The sequence below is a fragment of the Mesorhizobium norvegicum genome, assembly GCF_004919685.1.
Classification (GTDB): domain Bacteria; phylum Pseudomonadota; class Alphaproteobacteria; order Rhizobiales; family Rhizobiaceae; genus Mesorhizobium; species Mesorhizobium norvegicum.
In genome coordinates this window covers 63,452-81,100 of the sequence record NZ_SMYZ01000027.1, presented here as the reverse complement: position 1 = coordinate 81,100, position 17,649 = coordinate 63,452, and the positions used below count along the sequence as shown (strand labels likewise).

Genomic DNA, 17,649 nt, shown 5'->3' with positions numbered 1-17,649 from the left:
GATGGCAGCGCTGCCATCCCTGGGAAGAAAGCTAATCGGCTCAGCGCCGGTTCGTCAAATGAATCCGCGTTCAGAACCCGGGCTGGCGCCGATATTCAGCGAGTGGACGCATCGATTGCCGAAGCTGGCGCAATGCATGGAAAAGCCTGCATTTTTGGCAATCGGTTCCACTATCGCGGCTGCCAGTGAAAGCTCTGCTTCAAGACGAAAGCACAAGACGGAATTTATCTCCGCATCTAGCGGAAAAAATCGATCTCAATTCTCCGGCGCGTGGCCGGAAACCTCGGCGCCCGCACCCGGCGGCAGCGCGAGAAAACGCAACGCCGCCACCAGCCCGATGGCGCCGATCGCCACGAAGGCGATTCGAAAATCAACGAGGTCGAGAGCAGGCCGGTCCCTGGCGATCTGCGACAGATTGAGGATCGCCGCCGCCACCGCGACGCCGAACAGCATCGCCACCTGCTGCAGCATGGAGGACAGCGTCGCCGCCGAGCTGCGTTGCGCCGCATCGATGTCGGCGAAGGCCAGCGTGTTGAGGGCGGTGAACTGCATCGAGCGCGACAGGCCGGCGATCAGCATCAGCGCCACCACCAGCGCTTGCGGCGTCTGCGGCGAGATCGCAGCGCAGGCCATGATCGCCGCCGAGGCGATCAGGCCGTTGACGACCAGCACCGACCGGAAGCCGAAGCGGCGCAGCGTCGGCGTCGTCACCGTCTTCATGCCGAGATTGCCGAGGAAATAGGCAAGAATCATCATGCCGGCATCGACGGGGCTCAAACCAAAGCCGACCTGGAACAGCAGCGGCAACAGGAATGGCGTGGCGTTGATCGCCACCCGGAAAATGGTGCCGGCGGCAAGTGTCGAGATGGCGAAGGTCAGCACCCTGAACGAGGAGAGATCGAGCAGCGGATGCGGCGCGCGCCTGAGATGCCGCACCGCCAGCCAGCCGATGACGATGCCGGCTACGATCAGCAGCACCGTCGACAGCACGCCGTCCTCCGGATGAGCGATGCGTTCGAGGCCATAGAGCAGCAAGGCAAGTCCCGCCGATGTCAGGAAAAAACCCGGCCAGTCGAGCGGCTTGGGATCGGCCTCGCGGTCGCCCGGAATGAAGCGGGCGACCAGCGCCAGTCCGATCACGCCGAGCGGGATGTTGATGAAGAAATTCCAGTGCCAGGACAGAGTGGTGGTGATGAAACCGCCGAGCACCGGCCCGACCACCGGCGCAAACAGCGCCGGCCAGGTGATCAGCGCGGTGGCGTTGAGCAGCTCGGACTTCGACGCATTGCGCAAGACGAGGATGCGCCCGACCGGTGTCATCAGCGCGCTGCCCAGCCCTTGCACGACACGTGCTGCGACGAACTGGGTCAGGTTTTGCGAGAAGCCGCAGGCAAGCGAAGCCAAAGTGAACAGGACGATCGCCAGCAGGAAGACGTTGCGCGCCCCGAACCGGTCGGCAAGCCAGCCCGACAGCGGCACGAACACCGCCATGGTCAGCATGTAGACGGTGATGCCGATGCTCATCGCCACCGCCGACACGCCGAAGGACTCACCCATCTGCGGCAGCGAGGTCGAGATGATCGTCGAATCCAGCAACTGCATGAAGAAGGCGATGGCGACGATCAGCGCCACGCGCCGCGCATTGGTGGCCGTTTCGGGTAAGGTTTCGGTCTCGGGAATGGCAGTCATGACGGAACCGGTTTGAACAGCATTTGGCCGGCCGCGTCCAGAGATAGCGCAACAAACTTTCGTGTCGCGAAACTTTCGTGTCGAGTCATGGCCTGCTATGGGATGAACGGGGTGGCCGAGGAAAGTGTACGCGTAAAATGAAGCCCATCTATATCGACTACCTCAATGCCCTCGACATCGATGCCCTGGCCATGACCGATGCTGAAATCATCGCCGCCGTCGAGGCTGGCCTGGTGGCGCAAGGCAACGGCCAGACGGTGATCGAGCCGCGCGTCCATCTCGAGCCGGACCCGTCCTTCCACGGTCATTTCAATGTCTTGCGCGGCTACGTCGCGCCGCTCGACACCGCCGGCGTCAAGATCGTCGGCGACTATGTCGACAACTATCTGCATGGCCTGCCTTCCGAATTCGGCATCCTCAATCTGTTCGACCCGCGTACCGGCACGCCGCGCGCCATCCTCGACGCCACCGTCATCACCGACATGCGCACCGGCGCCGTCACCGCCATCGGCGCCAAACATCTGGCGCGGAAGAATTCCAAGGTGCTGGCCCATATCGGTGCGCGCGGCACCGCCTACTGGAACGTGCGCTTGCTCGACCATCTCTTCGACTTCGACGAGATCCGCGTCCATTCGCGCCGCCCGGAAAGCCGCGACGGTTTTGCCGCAAAACTCTCCGCCGATCTCGGCAAGACGGTGACGGCGGTGGCCGACTGGAAAAGCTGCATCGAGGGCGCCGACATTGTCGTCGAGGCCTCGCGGCTGCCGGAGCCGCAGCCATTGCTGAAAACCGAATGGATCAAGCCCGGCGCGCTGGTCGTGCCCTATGGCACGATGAGCGCGGTGGAACTGTCGCTGACCGACATCATGCAGAAGATGGTCGTCGACGATTGGGGCCAATGCAAGGGCGGCAAGTTCGGCTCGCTGCGCGCCCATGTCGAGACCGGGCGGCTGAGCGAGAAGACGCTGCATGCCGAACTCGGCCAGATCGCCGCCGGTCTCAAGGCCGGGCGCGAAAGCGACGGCGAAACGATCCTGTTCTGGCATCGTGGCCTGTCGCTGTCCGACATTGCACTGGGCAAGGCGATGCTGGCCAAGGCGCAGGCGCAAGGCATCGGCCAGAGGCTGCGCTTCGCATGAGCGCGCTCGTTCTCACCGGAACCGGCGTCGGCGTTAGCGATGTCGCTGCGGTCGCGCGCGAGGCGCGCAAGGTGGAAATCGGACCCGATGTCATCGGCAGGCTGGAGAAGGCACGAAAAGTGCTCGACCAGGCCGCCTCTTCCGGCCAGCAGATCTATGGCCTGAACACCGGGCTCGGCGCCAATCTCGGCACGTCAGTGGAAGGCGACGCCAGCACCTTCCAGCGCCAGTTGCTGGAAGGGCGCAGCGGCGCGGTCGGCGAAGCGCTGCCGGTTGATGCCGTGCGCGCAACCATGGTCGCCCGCGCGGCAATGCTGTCAGCCGCAGGCTCCGGCCTTTCGCCTTCCGTGTTTGTCACTTTGGTCGACGCGCTCAATGCCGGCGTCCATCCCGTCATGCCGTCGCTCGGCTCGATCGGCGCCGGTGATCTGGTGTTGATGACGGCACTCGCCCGCATGCTCACCGGCGAAGGCGAAGCAGACTATCAGGGCCGTCGCATGCCGGCGGCCAAGGCGCTGATGATGGCGCGTCTCGCCCCCATCAGCCTGGCGCCCAAGGACGGGCTTTCGCTGATCAACGCTTCGGCGGTGTCCGCCGGCGGCGGCGCGCTTGCGGTGACGGATGCGCTATCCGCCCTTGCCCAGCAACAGCAGGCCGGGGCTCTGACCATGGAAGGTTTTGGTGCCAACCGCACCATCCTCGACCCGCGCCTGCATATGGCGCGTCCTGCGGCCGGCCAGCAGGAGGCCGCCAAGGTGCTGCACGATCTCTTGGCCCGCGACGAAGCGCCGGCGCCGACCACCTTGCAGGATCCACTGTCGATCCGCTGCATGCCATCGATCCATGGCGCGCTGATCGAGGCGATCAGTCAGGCCAGACAGGCTGTCGAGATCGAACTGAACGCCGCCGCCGACAACCCGCTGGTGCTCGGCGACGACGAGCTGGTGCTGTCGACTGGCAATTTCCACACCGCGTCGCTGGCGCTCGCCTTCGAGACGCTCGGCCTGGCGATCGCCCAATGTGCCGCGGCCAGTGCTGCACGCTTCATCCAGCTCACCGGCTCGGGCCGCAACCGCCTGCCGAAATATCTGTCCCCGATCGGCGGCGCTTCGGCCGGCTTCGTGCCGTTGCAGAAGACGGTGACATCGATCCTGGCCGCCATCCGGCACAAGGCCAATCCGGTCATGCTCGACTTCCTGCCCGTGTCGGAAGGCGTCGAGGACCACGCCACGCAGACACCTCTCGCGGTCGCGAAATGCGCCGGGATGATCGTGCTGTGGCGGCGGCTGATCGCCTTCGAATTTATGGCCGCCGCACAGGCAGTCGACCTGCGCGACGGGCTCGCCCTGGCTCCACGCACCGCCGCTGTTCATACGGCAATACGCGCGCTGGTCCCTGCCCTGAAGGAAGACCGGCCGCTCGGCATCGACGCAGAGGCGCTTTACGCCGCGCTCGCCGGCGGCAGCTGGCCGGCCTGACGCAGCTTCTCAGAAGACGACGGTCTTGTGGCCGTTGAGCATGACGCGGGCTTCAAGATGCAACTTGACGGCGCGCGCCAGCACCCGGCTTTCGATGTCGCGCCCGACGGCGACGAAGTCCTCGGCGCTCATCGTATGGGTGACGCGTTCGGTCTCCTGATCGATGATCGGGCCCTCGTCGAGGTCGGAGGTGACGTAATGCGCCGTCGCACCGATCAGCTTGACGCCGCGGTCGAAGGCCTGGTGGTAGGGCTTGGCGCCCTTGAAGCTCGGCAGGAAGGAATGGTGGATGTTGATCGCCCGTCCGAACAGCCGGTCCGACAGGCCTTTCGAAAAGACCTGCATGTAGCGCGCCAGGATGACCAGTTCGGCCCCCGTCCGCTGCACCAGGTCCAGCAGCTTCTGTTCCTGTTCGGCCTTGTTTTCCCTGGTGGTCGGCCAATGGTGGTAGGCAATGCCCTCCATCTCGGCGAAGCGGCGGGCATCCTCGTGGTTGGAGACGACGGCGGCAACCTCCGCGTTCAGCCAGCCGACCCTGATCTGGTACAACAGATGGAGAAGCGCGTGATCGAACTTGGAGACCATGACGATGATCTTCGGGCGGCGGCCCTGATCGACCAGCGCGGTCTTCATGCCGAAGCGATCGACGCTTGATTTCAGGGCCCGTTCCAGACTGTCCTTGGTCGAGCCTGGCGGGCTGATGAAGGCGATCCGCATGAAAAAGCGATTGGTCTGCCGGTCCCAGAACTGGCTGCTTTCGGCGATGTTGGCGCCGTTCGCGGCAAGCTCCGCCGTGACCGCGGCGACGATCCCCGGTCGGTCCTCGCAGGAAAGGGTAAGAATATGAACCGGCGCGGCCTCGCCCGTCGCATCATTGCCTTGAGATTTCACGCCCCGTCGACCCTCTTCATGAACAGGCTAAGCTCAGCCGGTTCCATATGCACCACATGCTTGTCTTCGGGATAGGCCAGACTGTTGACGTCCGCAACATATTCGGAAAAAGCGGCGATGCGTTCCGCTTGCAGGCGATCATATTCAGCGGCAAAATTGCGATAGACCTTGGAATGGCGGGGCATATGGCCACGGTTCTGGCCGAGGATGTCGTCGGCGAACAGATATTGCGCGTCGCAGCCGGTGCCCGCCCCCATCGACAGCATGATCAGCGATGTCCGCTCCGAAATCGCCTTGGCCACCTCGACCGGCACCACCTCGATCTCGGCGCCGATGGCGCCGGCGGCCTCCAGCTGCTTTACCGCCGCGAAGACCTCCATGGCGGTGTCAGCGGTCTTGCCGACCGCCTTGAAGCCACCGGTCCAGGTGGCGCGCGACGGGATCAGCCCGACATGGCCGATCACCGGGATATTGTCATCGGCCATCCGCTTGATTGTGGCGTAGCCGGCGCTGCAATAGACCGCGTCGGCGCCGGCCCTGTAGAGCCGGAAGGCCCAGCGCAGGAAATCGTCTGATGTGCCGATCTCGTAGAAATTGTCGCCCGGCATGGTGAACAGGCTGGGCGCTGCGTCGCGGTATTGCGGGTTGAGCACCAGTTCGGGCGGCACCGAGACGATGTCGACCCCTGCCCGCTCGGCGGCCTCTGCCTCGCCCATCGTCAGCACGCGCAGCATGGTCAGCTGGCGCTTGCCCTTCATGGCGCGCAAATCCGCGACGGTCGGTCTTTTTCGGCTCATCGAATGGGTTCCCCTCTGTCACATGCTACGGCAGGTCAGCCGATCTGGATCATCACTTTGCCAGCCTCGACCTTCACGGGATAGGTCGCGAGATTGACGCATACCGGCGCGCCTTTGGCGACACCAGTCTTGTAGTTGAAGCGGCCATTGTGCTTGGGGCATTCGATGATGTCGTCCATCACCAGCCCATCGGCAAGATGCGCCTTCTCATGCGTGCAGTACCCGTCGGTGGCGAAGTACTCGTCATCCGGGCTGCGATAGATGGCAAAGGTGCGGCCGCCATGGTCGAAGCGGATGACGTCCTCTTCCTCGACATCATCGACGCCACACGCCTCGACCCAACCGGCCATTTGTCTCTCCTGCAACTCTATTCCGCCGCCGCCGGGACGGTCAGCGCGTGGAACTCGTCCCGGTACGGCCGCGCTGTCGGCGGCAGCTCGCGCTTGAGGAAATAATCCTCGTACCGGAGCTGCTTGATGAGCACCGGCCAGACCTCGCGATAGGCATGCCACATCGACGGATTGGGCTCCGGCAGATCGTGCTTGATCAGTTCGTGCAGCCTCGGCAGCGCGTGATAGGGCACCATCGGGAACATGTGATGTTCGACATGGTAGTTCATGTTCCAATAGATGAAGCGGCTGATCGGGTTCATGTAGACGGTGCGCGTGTTCAGCCGGTGGTCGGTGACATTGTCGGCCAGGCCGATATGCTGCAGCAGGCCGGTCAGCACCATGTGCCAGCTGCCATAGAGGCGCGGCAGGCCGATCAGCACCAGCGGCAGGAACGACCACAAATACAGCGCCAGCACGATTGCCGCGACATAGATGGCGACATGCCAGCGCGCGGCGGTGACCACCTTGCGCAGCTCCATCTCGGGGATGAAACTCTTCTCGTCGGGCGAGATTTTCCCGAACGCATTGCGCACCAGTGTCGGCAGCGAGTAGCGGAAATCGAGGACGCCGGTGAATGCGAGTGCGGCGCGCAGCAGGTCCGGCGGACGCATCACGGCGATCTCGGCGTCGCGGCCGACGATGATCGTGTCGGTGTGGTGGCGGGCATGGCTCCAGCGCCAGGTCACCGGATTGCGCATCAGCATGAAGCTGGCGATCTGGTAGACGACGTCGTTCATCCTGCGGGTGCGGAAGGCGGTTCCATGGCCGCATTCGTGCCAGCGCGAGTCGCTGGACGAGCCGTAGAGCACACCATAGACGAGCAGGAACGGCACCACCCACCACGTACCCCAGAACCAGATGATGCCGGCGGCGGAACCCAGTATGGCAACGATCCAGATGATCGTGTCGCGGATCGCCGGCCCGTCGGAGCGCTGCATCAATTCCTTCATCGCCTTGCGCGCGACGTCGGTGTGGTACCACTCGGCCGAGGCCAGTCCCGTCTCGATCGCGATGCGCGTGCTTTCGCCGACCAGGCTGTAGTCGCGCTTTTTCTCCATCACACCGACCTCCGATTTCCGGCCCGCCAGCCGGAGCATTCGTTTCGCATCATGTCCTGTCCGCCAATCCGGGAAAATTTCCCGATGGCGCAGGATAATCCTGTTGCGGTTGCCTGGCGATCGAAGCGATCCTCTCTTCAGCCGCGGCGATCGCGCCGGCGCCGTCGAGCACCCGGAACACCGCGTCGTAAGAACGGCTTTCGTCGTGCTCCAGCCAGATCATCTCGCCACGCTCACGCGCCGCGAGATTGCCGAGCACATGATGCGTCGAGGGCTCTATGCCCAACGCATACTGCCCCGCCTGGAAATTCTGCCATTGATAGGCGCAAGGCAGCTGGTGCTTGCGCGTCACCACTTCGAAGCCGAGCCCGAGCTGATCGTTGACCACTGCCACAGGCACCTCGCCATTGACGTCCGCCACCATTTCGTGCTGCCAGACCTGCTCGCTGAAACCCAGTCGCGGCGCCGGCACGGTACGGTAGCCCACCTTCTGCACCTGGTAACGCTCGCCGTCATGCCCGGCCCAGACGACATCCCGGATCGGCGCCAGATAGCGCGAACCCTCATCGAGCAAGGGATGGCCGACATTGATGTGGTAGAAATACATATGCGGCGTGCGGTTGAAGCCGTGATTGACGACGCGGTCCGACAGCCGGATCTCGTTGCCACCGACATCGGCCTCGATGCGGCGGATGAGATGAAGGTCCTCGCCGAACACAGCCGACTGCTGGACGATGCCTTCGGCCCACAGCACGCAGCGATCACCGTCCCAGGCCTCGCCATAACCGGTCAGCCGTGCCGGAATGGTGCCGACGCGGCCGTGCAGCGAATGGATCACGGTCTTCCTGCCCGGGTAATTGTAGCTGTCGGCCGGCACCTCTTCCCGCCCCAGTATGTGGTCGAGGCCGCAGGTGACAAGCAGGCCGGAAAAGGAGCGCGCCCAGCCCAGGCCTTGCTCGCCTTCGTAGTCATGCAGGCCGGGATTACGAAAGCCGCTCGGCGAATGCCAGCCGATCGCCTGGCCCTTGAAGTCGCAATCGGCGATGTCGAGTGCCCGGTCGACCAGCGCGGTGAAGCGCAGGCCCGAGCCGGTGCGGAACTCCAGCATGCGGATGCCGCGTTCCACCCCGTCGCCAAGCGTCATCAGCCGCACGCCGGCGAATTGCGACAGCATGCCCGAGCGTTCCGATACCTGCCGGCGCGAAAGCGTCTTGCCGTAAAGTTCTACCATGTGACGGCCAACTTCTTCACTTCGCTCTCGTCTCTTTCAGCAGGGCCGACATGTCGGCGCCGGTGATGATGCTTTCCACGGTCAGAAGATCGGTATCGGCAACCGTCTGCTCGGCGACGATCTCGCCACGTCGCATGACGATGATGCGGTCGGCGACCTGGAACACGTGATGGATGTTGTGGGTGATCAGAAGCACGGAATGACCGGCGTCACGCACCTCCTTGACGAAGCGCAGCACGCCATGGGTTTCCTCGACGCCGAGATTGTTGGTTGGCTCGTCGAGGATGATGACCTTGGCGGCGAACTGCATGGCGCGCGAAATCGCGATCGATTGGCGTTCGCCGCCCGACAGCGTCGAGACCAGCGCATCGGCATCGAGTTTTTTCGAGATGCCGACGCGCTTCAACAGCGCCGATGCCGCACCGCGCAATTTGGCGAGATCGAGCGGCGCGAACACGCCCAGCCATTTCAGCTTGACCGGTTCGCGGCCGAGAAACAGATTGCGCGCAATGCTGAGATCCGGCGCCAGCGACGTGTCCTGGTGGATGGTCTCGATGCCGAGGTCCATCGCGTCACGGGTCGAGCGGATCGAAACCTTCTCGCCGCGCACATAGATGTCGCCACGGTCGATGGGAAACACGCCCGAGATCGCCTTGATCAGCGTCGACTTGCCGGCGCCATTGTCGCCGAGCAAGGCCACCACCTCGCCCTCGTTGAGGGCGAAGGATGCGTTCTTCAGCGCGCGCACGCTGCCGAAGGATTTTTGCAGGTTCTGCAGCCGCAGCACTTCCATGATCAGCCCCTTGCGGCGTTCTTCTGCAGCAGAGCGTGCAGGATGAGCATGGCCAAGATGATGACGCCGACGAAGATGTTGTAGGCCAGGCCAGGCACGCCGATCAGCACGATGCCGTTGCGGATGGCGCGCAGCATCAGCGCACCGACGATGGTGCCCAGGATCGTGCCGCGCCCGCCGGTCAGCGCCGTGCCGCCGACCACCACCATGGCAATCACTTCAAGTTCGTAGCCGGTACCGGCCACCGGTGAAGCTGCCGAGATGCGGAAGGCGCTGATCATGCCGGCCAGCCCCGCCAGGACCGAAGTCAGGATGAACAGCCACACCTTGACGGCGTCCGCCGGGACGCCGCGCGCCACCGCCGCGTTGCGGTTGGAGCCGATGGCGCTGATCCAGTTGCCGAGCTTGGCATAGCGCAGCACATAGATCGCCAGCAGCGACAGGCCGATGAACCACCACAGCGAGGTGTAGAACCGGAACGAGCCGACATTGAAGCTGCCGGCCAGCAGCGTGACGAAGAAGCCCGGCTGGTCCCAGGATTTCAGCGGAAAGCCCTGCGTGATGTAGAGCGCTGCCCCGCGCACGACGAGCAGCATCGACAGTGTGACCAGAAAGGACGAAATGCCGATCTTGGTGACGATCAGCCCGTTGATCGCGCCGATCGCGACGCACAGCAGAAGCCCGGCCAACAGCGCCACGCCGATGCTTGCTTCGCCATTCTGCACCAGAAGCATGACCACCACCGGCGCCAGCCCGAACACGGCGCCGACCGACAGGTCGAACTCGCCCGCCGTCAAAAGCAGCGTCATGCCGAGCGCGATGATGCCGAGCTCAGGCAGGAACGCCATCATGTTGGAGATGTTGAGCGGCGACAGGAAATTGGCGTCGGCGATGGCGAACACCGCAAGGAGGACAATGAGGATGACGAGCGAAGAGAATTGCGGCGAGCGCAGGAGGCTCGATCTGCGTTTCCCGACAGGCATTTCGTCTTCTGCGGCGATCGTCATGACTGCTTGAACCATGCTTTGAAGAGACGCCCGCGGCCTGCGCCGCGGGCATCGGTTTTCACTTCGTGTTGTAGAGCTTCAGGATCGGTTCGACGCTCGAGGCGTCGTAGAGGCTGAACGTGTGGATGTCGTAGCCGATCGGCTCGCCCGAGGCGGCGAGCCCAAGCAGCGCCACCGGCATGAAGCCTTGCGCCGACGGGAACTGCCAGGCGGCCGCGTTGACGAAGCCGGATTTGACGGCTTCCGCGGTCTCCTTGGAATTGCCCCAGCCGACGACCGGGATCTTGCCGGCCGGCACGCCGGCGCCGTCGAACACCCGCTTGACGCTGGCCGCCACGGAATCGCCGAGCGCGATGATCGCCGGCGGATTGTTGGCGACCATATAGTCGGTCATCTTGGCGATGATGCCGGCCGGATCGGTGCCGCAATCGACCACATCATATTTGATGCCGAGCGGATCGAACACACTGGCGATGCCCTCGGTCTCCAGCTGCTGGTAGCTGGCGCCAGGCACCTCCACCGGCAGGAACACCTTGTCGCCCTGCTTCACCATCTTGTGGTCGACGAGATACTTGGCCCAGATGACGCCGGCCTCCTTGAGATCGGCACCGACATAGGCCTGTCGTCCGGTCGCCGGATCGTCGGTGTTGAAGAACACGATCGGGATGCCGGCTGCCTTGGCCGCCTTGACCTCCTCGGTCCACAGGCCGGGCTGCGCCGAGGTGGTGGCGATGCCATCAGGCTTGGCGGCAAGCGCCGAGTTGAAAGCTTCCTTCTGCGCCGCCATGTCGCCGCCGCTGAAGGAGATCTTGCAGGTCACCTTGAGCTGGTCGCAGGCCTTGGTGGCGCCAGCATTCCAGTCCAGCCAGAACGCATCCGACGGACCGCCATGCGACAGCAGGTAGAAGGTCTTCTGGCCATCCTGCGCCAGCGCCGGCGCGCTCAACGAAACGCCGGCGAGCAGAGTTGCGGCAGTTGCCAGTTTCAATGCGAATTTCAACATTCTTTCCTCCCTTGCTTTTGGGCCGCGCCGCCGCGAACCGACGGCGCGCAGTGACCGTCACAGACCGTTGGCGCTGAACTTCCCGTCGAGGAACTTCTTGGCGCGCGGCACGTCGTCTTCCGAGAGATGCTCGATGATGACCGGGATGTTCGGATGCTTCTGCGCCAGCCGCTGGAGATAGAGGTCGTAATTCAGCGAGCCGAGGCCCGGTGCCGGCAGCTCGATCTCACCGACGCCGCGGAACGTGTGGCTCTCCAGCGCGTCCTCATCGCCAATATCAGCGTGCTTCTCGGACTTGTCGCCGCCCGAACGCTTGACGTCCTTGGCGTGCGCTATTCTGATCTTGTCGGTCAGCGTGTCGAACACCTGGTTCAGGATCTGGTCCATCTTGTCGATGTTGTGCGTCTCGAAATAATTGGTCGGATCCATCAGCAGGCCGAGGCCGGGATGGTCGACCTGCGCGAACATCTTGACCGTCTCTTCGACCGAGCCGACGACGTTGTTGACATAGGTCTCGAGCAGGAAGACCGCGCCGTGGTCATAGGCTGTCTGGGCAAGGTCTGATATCACCTTGCGGCATTCTTCGAACCCTTCCTCGGTCTTGTTCTTGGGGTGATGCACCCAGTCGGATTCGGTGTTGTAGGTGCCGGTTTCCGAGATCACGTAAGGCGAGCCGAAATGGCGGGCGTTGCGGATGATCTCCTTCAAGTAGCCGACGCGCTTGTCGCGCTCGGCCTTGTCCGGATGGATGATGTTGGTGTAGCCCGACACACAGCAGACCGGCAGATTGTGGTCGCGGAAGACGTCGCGCACCTTCTTGGCCTTGTCCTTCGTGATCTGCCCGGCCGAGAGGTCGAGATCCTTGAAATGCAGGTCGAGCTGCACCGTGTTGAAACCGAGCCCGCGGATCTTCTTCGCCGTCTCTTCGAGACCGTACGGGAAATAGCCCGTGAAAATACCTGCCTGCATCATGGTGTGAATTCCTCCCTGTAAGCGATTCAGTTGATTGAAGTTGTCGAGATTTCGGAAAGCTTGACCGTGCGGCCTTCGTCGATCGAGCGGTAGCCCGCCTCGACCAGCGCCATCGTCTTGACGTTGTCGGCGACCGACAGTGCCGGCGGTGTGCCGGTCTTCACCGCGTGCTGCAGCTGTTCCATCACGCCGATAAAGGCATGCGGAAACCACATCGTGTCCCAGCTTGGGCTGACCCACTCGCCGCCGGTCGTCTCGGCCGACGCATAGGTCAGCGTCGAGGCAGCACCCGTCGGCCAGCCGATGGTGCCCTTGGCGACGCCCTTGGTGCCGTCGACGCGCCAGTTGATGTGCTGGTCGTCCTTGTAGCCGTCCTTGCGCGGACCGGACCAGACATCCTCCAGCGACACGGCGAGCACGCCGGACGGGAAGCGCAGCGTCGACACCGTGATGCCGTCGGAATGGTCGAATTTCGTGCGCGGGTCCTTGCGCGTCAGCGTGGTGATCTCGTCGGGATCGCCGAACAGGAAGCGCAGCACGTCGAGATGGTGCACGCTCATATTGGCGAGCGTCAGCCGGTCGTAATCCTCGAGGAAGCTCTGCCAGTGCGGTATGGCGTGCATGTCGATCTGCGCGAAGACGATGTCGCCCAGCGCGCCGCTGTCCATGATCTGCTTCAAGACGCGCATCGACTGGTCGTAGCGCATGTTCTGGTTGACCGAGAGGATCTTGCCGGCCCTTGCCGCCTCGTCGCGTAGCTTGACCGCTTCGTCGACCGACAAGGCCAATGGCTTCTGCGCCAGGATCGCCTTGATGTGCTTCTGCTTCAGCGCGTGACGAATCAGCGCCGGCTGCTGGTCGGGCGGAAAGGCAAGGTCGATGATCTCGACATTCGTATCCTCGATCAGCTTTTCGGGCGTGTCGTGGACGGTCGGGATGGCCCAGCGCGCCGCCACCTTCTCGGCGCTGGCCCTGGTGCGCGAAGCGATCGCCACCACCGGGAAGCCGGCTTGCCTGTAGGCGGCGAGATGGCACTCGGCCATGATCATGCCGGCGCCGACACAGCCGATCCTGTATTCCTTCGTGCGGACCTTCACGTCCGGCTCGAAGCCTTTGCTCGCCATATGTTCCTCCCGAAGCTCGTTTCTTGCGGCCGCCGTCATCGTGCCAGCGCTCCCCCGCTCTGTCCGAAATAATGCACGCGGGCCGGCTCGCAGGATATCGCCACCATGGCGTCCGGCCGGATGTCGGGCTGGCCGCGCAGCAATGCCTTCAGCCGCGCCTGCCCGGCAGCGAGCGTCACCACGGTGTAGCCGCCAAGCGGCTCGACCTCGAACACCCGCGCCGGGCGGCCCGAGCCCCCATCCGCCCACGGTCCGACCTTGATATCTTCCGGCCTCAGCCCGATCTCCACGGCGTCGGCGGGGGCAGCCTTGTCGGCAATGCGGATCGTGCCTTCCGCCGCCTCGACGCCACCCTCGCCGGGCACAGATCGAAGGATGTTCATCATCGGCGAGCCGAGCAGCCGCGCCACATAGGTGCTGGCCGGACGGTCATAGATCTCGGCCGGCGCGCCGATCTGCCTGATCCTGCCATCCTCCAGGATGGCGATGCGATCGGCAACCGACATCGCCTCTTCCTGGTCATGCGTGACATAGATCAGCGTCTTGCCGAGCTCGCGCTGGATGCGCTTCAGCTCGACGCGCGTTTCTTCGCGCAGCCTGGCGTCAAGCGCCGAGATCGGATCGTCCATCAGATAGGCGTTGGGATCGCGCACCAAGGCACGCGCAATCGCCACACGCTGCCGCTCGCCGCCCGAAAGCTGTCCCGGCGGCTTGTGCAGGATGTGGCCGATATGCAGCTTCGCCGCGACGTCGGCGACCCGCCTTTTGATCTCGACTTCGGCGACCCGCCGTTCGACCAGAGGAAAGCGGACATTGTCGAGCGCGCTCATATGCGGAAACAGCGCCAGGTTCTGGAACACCATCGCCACGTTGCGCTCGGCCGGCGACACGGTGTTGACCGGTCTGCCGCCGATCAGGATCTCTCCGGCATCAGGCGTCTCCAGCCCCAGCACCAGGCGCAGGATTGTCGACTTGCCCGACAACGGCGGCCCGAAGAAGCAGAAGAACTCGTTGTCATTGACCGTAAACGAGGCATCGTCGACAGCCAGTGTCTTGCCGTAGCGCTTGCTCACATTGCGGAAGACTATATCGGCCATCTCAACCCGCCTTGATCGCAAGGCCGGTAGCGGTGTCGAAGACACGCACCGACGACGCGGTGGGAGCGACGATGGCGGTGTCGCCGATCGCCAGCCCGACATCATTGTCGAACACGGCCTTCACCGCGCTCTCGCCATGGCCGAGGTGAACGATGGTGCGCGCGCCGATCCGTTCGACGAAGGTGACCTGCATGGCGAGGCCCTGCCCATTCTGCACCAGCGTCACTTGCTCCGGCCGGAATCCGTAAAGCACCTCGCCGCGCGCGCCGCGCAAGGCGGCCGCGAGTGCGTCCGGCAGCGGCGGCGTGATGCCCAACGGTCCGAGATCGACGACCAGCCCGCGGTCGCTCTGCGCCGGCCTGCCCTTGAGCAGGTTCATGCCCGGCGCGCCGATGAAGCGGGCGACGAAGACATTGGCCGGATCGTTGTAGACCTCGAGCGGCGTGCCGACCTGCTGCAGCACGCCATGATCCATGACGGCGATGCGGTCGGCCATGGTCATCGCCTCGAGCTGGTCGTGGGTGACATAGACCATGGTCTGGCGGAACTGGCGCTGCAACTGCTTCAGCTCGGTGCGCATGACGGCCCGAAAGGCGGCATCGACATTGGACAGCGGCTCGTCAAGCAGGAAGATCGCCGGCTCCATGATCGCCGAGCGGCCGATCGCCACCCGCTGCAATATATTGACCGACAGCCGGTCGGCCTTGCGGTCGAGCAGCGGGCTCAGCTGCAGCATCTCGGCGATGGCGCCGACGCGACGGTCGATCTCGGCTTTCGCGGCACCCCGCATCCTCGGCCCGTAAGCGAGGTTCTGGCGCACCGTCATGTGGGTGAAGATGGCATAGTTCTGGAAGACGAAGCCGACGCCGCGCCGCCCCATCGGCACGCCGGCCATGTCGCGCTCGCCAAACAGGATCTTGCCGCCGGTCGGTTCCTCCATGCCGGCGATCATGTTCATCGTCGTCGACTTGCCGCAGCCCGACGGCCCGAGCAGCGCCATGAACTCGCCGTCCGATATGGCCAGGTCCATGGTCTTCAGCGCGGTGAAGTCGCCGAATTTCTTGACCAGGTTCTGCAGGTGGATCGCGCTCATGCCGGTACCTCGCGTGCCCGCGCCATGCGCTTCATGGCGAACACCGCAACGATCGAGAGCACGATCAATATGGCCAGCGCGATTGCCGCCACATAGCCCCAGATCAGGTCCTGCGTGGTGAGCTTGTAGATGTAGACGGAGATGGTCTCGGTGGCGACGCCGGGACCGCCGCCGGTCATGATGTAGAGCGTGTCGAAGATCTTGAAGTTCTCGATCACCCGGATCGCCAGCGCGATGATGATGATCGTCTTCATCTTCGGCAGCACGATGGTGACGAAGCGCTGCCACGGATTGGCGCCGAGCAGCGTCGCCGCCTTGATCTGGTCCTCCGGCACGCCGACCAGGCCGGCAAGCAGGATAAGGAACATCAGTGGCGTCCACTGCCAGATGTCGGCGACCATGACCGCGATCAGCGCCAGGGTCGGGTCCGACAGCCAGGCGATGGTGACGGGAGAACCGGTGAGTGCCGACAATATGTCGTTCACCGGGCCGCCCGACTGGAACAGCATGAAGAACATGTAGCCGGCCACCGCCGGCACCACCATCATCGGCATCAGCAGGATCGAATAGAAGATCCGCTTGCCCGGGAAATCGTCGGCAAACAGCGTCGCCAGCGCCAGCCCGAGCAGGAACTCAACCGGCACGCAGACGATCATGACGATGGCCGTGCGCTTCAGAGCGCTCCAGAAGCGCGGATCGGCGGCGAGATCGGTGTAATTGGCAAAGCTGTTCCACATCGACCAGGCGTTCCACCAGCCGGTGCCCGACAGCGGCGACCAGTCGGTGACGCTGATGTAGAGCTGCATCAACAGCGGGAAGGCCGAGATGAACAGAACGAGGATCTGCGCCGGCAGCGTCAGCCGGAAACCCAGCCTTGCGCCCTCGTCGCGCGAAACCGGCCTTGCTCCGGCGGCTTTCATCTCGTCCTCTGAAACCATGGCAGTCACCGCGCTCATTGCTTGAGCGCCCCGAAAGTCAGCCCGCGCACCAGATGGCGCTGGATGGCGATGCCCATGACGACCGGCGGCACGGCGGCGATCAGGCCAAGCGCTGCCTTGGCGCCATAGAGCTGCCCGGTCATCGAGGACGACAATGAAGCCATGTAGACGGGGATCGTCACCCATTCGCGCGTCGTCAGAAGCAGCGCGATCAGATAATCAGACCAGTTGAGGATGAAGACGAAGAGTGCTGCACTGGCCAGTGGCGCGCGCATCATCGGCAGAGTAATGCGGGTGAAGACGCGCAGCCGCGAACAGCCTTCGACCAGTGCCGCCTCCTCGATCTCGCGCGGCATGTCGTCGAAGAACGTCTTCATCAGCCAAAAGGCGAACGGCAAAGTGACGATGCCGTAGATCAGCGCCAGCCCCCACCAGCTGTCGGTAAAGTTGAGGAAGGCCCACATGATCATCACCGGGATCATCACCGCCATCGGCGGAAACAGCCTGAGCTGGATCAGCGCCAGCGGCAGGTTCTGGCCGGAGCCGAAACGCGACAGTCCGTAAGCCGCGGCAGTGCCCGCCGACATCGCGATCACCGTACCGAAAACCGCCGACAGCAGCGACGACAGGATCGGCTTCAGCGCAGTGTGGTCTAGCGCGACGATCAGGTTGTTGGTCGATTCGCCGAAGACGAAACGGAAATTGCTGAGCGTCGGGTTCTTCGGCCACCAGGTCAGATCGGCGCCGGTCGCCGACCATTCGGCGATCGGCTTGAACGCCATCGACACCATCCAAAGGATCGGCACCAGCGTCACCGCCATGGCGGCGAAGATCGCGGCATAGCGGAATATCAGGAAAGGAATGGAACGCTTCATCTGGCGGCTTTGCTGGTGGCGTTGTGGGCGGAGGGGAGAAGCAAGCTCCTCCCCTCCTTCGATGTGATCCAG

General features: G+C 63.8%; 18 protein-coding genes. 3 read left to right on the top strand and 15 right to left on the bottom strand.

The genetic code is table 11. The annotated features are described in order from the left end of the window. Positions 1–189: hypothetical protein (locus FCU66_RS41655; protein ID WP_210239720.1), on the top strand; the 189-nt coding region annotated here is incomplete at its 5' end. Positions 190–255: 66 nt separating this feature from the next. Here the strand turns inward: FCU66_RS41655 and FCU66_RS11950 are convergent. Continuing rightward, entirely contained in the window at positions 256–1,689 is a 1,434-nt protein-coding gene (locus FCU66_RS11950) for a DHA2 family efflux MFS transporter permease subunit (protein ID WP_136621405.1), read from the bottom strand. Positions 1,690–1,826: 137 nt separating this feature from the next. Between FCU66_RS11950 and FCU66_RS11945 the strand changes: the two genes are divergently transcribed. Both FCU66_RS11945 and FCU66_RS11940 read left to right on the top strand, forming a co-directional pair. Further along, positions 1,827–2,828 carry an ornithine cyclodeaminase family protein gene (locus FCU66_RS11945; protein ID WP_136621406.1) on the top strand — a complete coding sequence of 334 codons (1,002 nt, stop codon included), beginning with the start codon at positions 1,827–1,829 and terminating at the stop codon, positions 2,826–2,828. Then, positions 2,825–4,306: an HAL/PAL/TAL family ammonia-lyase gene (locus FCU66_RS11940; RefSeq protein ID WP_136621407.1), complete on the top strand. Its 1,482-nt coding sequence runs from the start codon at positions 2,825–2,827 to the stop codon at positions 4,304–4,306. The genes FCU66_RS11945 and FCU66_RS11940 overlap by 4 nt, the downstream gene beginning before the upstream one ends. 9 nt (positions 4,307–4,315) lie before the next feature. On the opposite strand, the gene purU is transcribed toward FCU66_RS11940, so the two are convergent. From purU to FCU66_RS11870, 14 genes are all read right to left on the bottom strand, one after another. After that, a complete protein-coding gene (purU, locus tag FCU66_RS11935; protein WP_136621408.1) occupies positions 4,316–5,197 on the bottom strand; it encodes a formyltetrahydrofolate deformylase in 882 nt (293 codons plus the stop codon). Continuing rightward, a complete protein-coding gene (locus tag FCU66_RS11930; protein WP_136621409.1) occupies positions 5,194–5,994 on the bottom strand; it encodes a 3-methyl-2-oxobutanoate hydroxymethyltransferase in 801 nt (266 codons plus the stop codon). Before FCU66_RS11930 ends, purU begins: the two co-directional genes overlap by 4 nt. A 35-nt stretch (positions 5,995–6,029) precedes the next feature. Further along, positions 6,030–6,344 carry a MocE family 2Fe-2S type ferredoxin gene (locus tag FCU66_RS11925; protein WP_136621410.1) on the bottom strand — a complete coding sequence of 105 codons (315 nt, stop codon included), beginning with the start codon at positions 6,342–6,344 and terminating at the stop codon, positions 6,030–6,032. Positions 6,345–6,361: 17 nt separating this feature from the next. Then, positions 6,362–7,444 (bottom strand): fatty acid desaturase family protein, encoded by a 1,083-nt coding sequence (locus FCU66_RS11920; protein WP_246093868.1) that lies wholly within the window; start codon positions 7,442–7,444, stop codon positions 6,362–6,364. Between the two features lie 49 nt (positions 7,445–7,493). Beyond that, entirely contained in the window at positions 7,494–8,675 is a 1,182-nt protein-coding gene (locus FCU66_RS11915) for an aldose 1-epimerase family protein (protein ID WP_136621412.1), read from the bottom strand. Between the two features lie 16 nt (positions 8,676–8,691). Next, on the bottom strand, positions 8,692–9,474 hold the full coding sequence (locus FCU66_RS11910; protein WP_168992133.1) for an ATP-binding cassette domain-containing protein: 783 nt from the start codon (positions 9,472–9,474) through the stop codon (positions 8,692–8,694). Further along, the gene (locus tag FCU66_RS11905; protein WP_246093867.1) at positions 9,471–10,451 is read right to left on the bottom strand and encodes an ABC transporter permease; all 981 of its coding nucleotides are present in this window, start codon (positions 10,449–10,451) and stop codon (positions 9,471–9,473) included. The genes FCU66_RS11910 and FCU66_RS11905 overlap by 4 nt, the downstream gene beginning before the upstream one ends. Before the next feature lie 82 nt (positions 10,452–10,533). Then, the gene (locus tag FCU66_RS11900) at positions 10,534–11,478 is read right to left on the bottom strand and encodes a sugar ABC transporter substrate-binding protein (protein WP_136621415.1); all 945 of its coding nucleotides are present in this window, start codon (positions 11,476–11,478) and stop codon (positions 10,534–10,536) included. A gap of 57 nt (positions 11,479–11,535) precedes the next feature. Further along, positions 11,536–12,450 carry a sugar phosphate isomerase/epimerase family protein gene (locus FCU66_RS11895; protein ID WP_136621416.1) on the bottom strand — a complete coding sequence of 305 codons (915 nt, stop codon included), beginning with the start codon at positions 12,448–12,450 and terminating at the stop codon, positions 11,536–11,538. Positions 12,451–12,476: 26 nt separating this feature from the next. Then, complete coding sequence (locus FCU66_RS11890; protein WP_136621417.1) at positions 12,477–13,574, bottom strand: Gfo/Idh/MocA family protein; 1,098 nt, start codon at positions 13,572–13,574, stop codon at positions 12,477–12,479. A 35-nt stretch (positions 13,575–13,609) separates the two neighbouring features. Next, complete coding sequence (locus FCU66_RS11885; protein ID WP_136621418.1) at positions 13,610–14,671, bottom strand: ABC transporter ATP-binding protein; 1,062 nt, start codon at positions 14,669–14,671, stop codon at positions 13,610–13,612. Between the two features lies 1 nt (position 14,672). After that, on the bottom strand, positions 14,673–15,764 hold the full coding sequence (locus FCU66_RS11880) for an ABC transporter ATP-binding protein (protein WP_136621419.1): 1,092 nt from the start codon (positions 15,762–15,764) through the stop codon (positions 14,673–14,675). Beyond that, positions 15,761–16,720: a carbohydrate ABC transporter permease gene (locus FCU66_RS11875; protein WP_136621420.1), complete on the bottom strand. Its 960-nt coding sequence runs from the start codon at positions 16,718–16,720 to the stop codon at positions 15,761–15,763. The genes FCU66_RS11880 and FCU66_RS11875 overlap by 4 nt, the downstream gene beginning before the upstream one ends. Further along, the gene (locus FCU66_RS11870; protein WP_136621421.1) at positions 16,717–17,577 is read right to left on the bottom strand and encodes a carbohydrate ABC transporter permease; all 861 of its coding nucleotides are present in this window, start codon (positions 17,575–17,577) and stop codon (positions 16,717–16,719) included. Before FCU66_RS11870 ends, FCU66_RS11875 begins: the two co-directional genes overlap by 4 nt. Positions 17,578–17,649: the final 72 nt, after the last annotated feature.

Bases quoted from the DNA above. Each gene is read 5' to 3' on its own strand.
- FCU66_RS11950 (WP_136621405.1), bottom strand. From the start codon at position 1,689: ATGACTGCCATTCCCGAGACCGAAACCTTACCCGAAACGGCCACCAAT.
- FCU66_RS11945 (WP_136621406.1), top strand. From the start codon at position 1,827: ATGAAGCCCATCTATATCGACTACCTCAATGCCCTCGACATCGATGCC.
- FCU66_RS11940 (WP_136621407.1), top strand. From the start codon at position 2,825: ATGAGCGCGCTCGTTCTCACCGGAACCGGCGTCGGCGTTAGCGATGTC.
- FCU66_RS11930 (WP_136621409.1), bottom strand. From the start codon at position 5,994: ATGAGCCGAAAAAGACCGACCGTCGCGGATTTGCGCGCCATGAAGGGC.
- FCU66_RS11925 (WP_136621410.1), bottom strand. From the start codon at position 6,344: ATGGCCGGTTGGGTCGAGGCGTGTGGCGTCGATGATGTCGAGGAAGAG.
- FCU66_RS11920 (WP_246093868.1), bottom strand. From the start codon at position 7,444: ATGGAGAAAAAGCGCGACTACAGCCTGGTCGGCGAAAGCACGCGCATC.
- FCU66_RS11915 (WP_136621412.1), bottom strand. From the start codon at position 8,675: ATGGTAGAACTTTACGGCAAGACGCTTTCGCGCCGGCAGGTATCGGAA.
- FCU66_RS11905 (WP_246093867.1), bottom strand. From the start codon at position 10,451: ATGCCTGTCGGGAAACGCAGATCGAGCCTCCTGCGCTCGCCGCAATTC.
- FCU66_RS11900 (WP_136621415.1), bottom strand. From the start codon at position 11,478: ATGTTGAAATTCGCATTGAAACTGGCAACTGCCGCAACTCTGCTCGCC.
- FCU66_RS11895 (WP_136621416.1), bottom strand. From the start codon at position 12,450: ATGATGCAGGCAGGTATTTTCACGGGCTATTTCCCGTACGGTCTCGAA.
- FCU66_RS11890 (WP_136621417.1), bottom strand. From the start codon at position 13,574: ATGGCGAGCAAAGGCTTCGAGCCGGACGTGAAGGTCCGCACGAAGGAA.
- FCU66_RS11885 (WP_136621418.1), bottom strand. From the start codon at position 14,671: ATGGCCGATATAGTCTTCCGCAATGTGAGCAAGCGCTACGGCAAGACA.
- FCU66_RS11880 (WP_136621419.1), bottom strand. From the start codon at position 15,764: ATGAGCGCGATCCACCTGCAGAACCTGGTCAAGAAATTCGGCGACTTC.
- FCU66_RS11875 (WP_136621420.1), bottom strand. From the start codon at position 16,720: ATGAGCGCGGTGACTGCCATGGTTTCAGAGGACGAGATGAAAGCCGCC.
- FCU66_RS11870 (WP_136621421.1), bottom strand. From the start codon at position 17,577: ATGAAGCGTTCCATTCCTTTCCTGATATTCCGCTATGCCGCGATCTTC.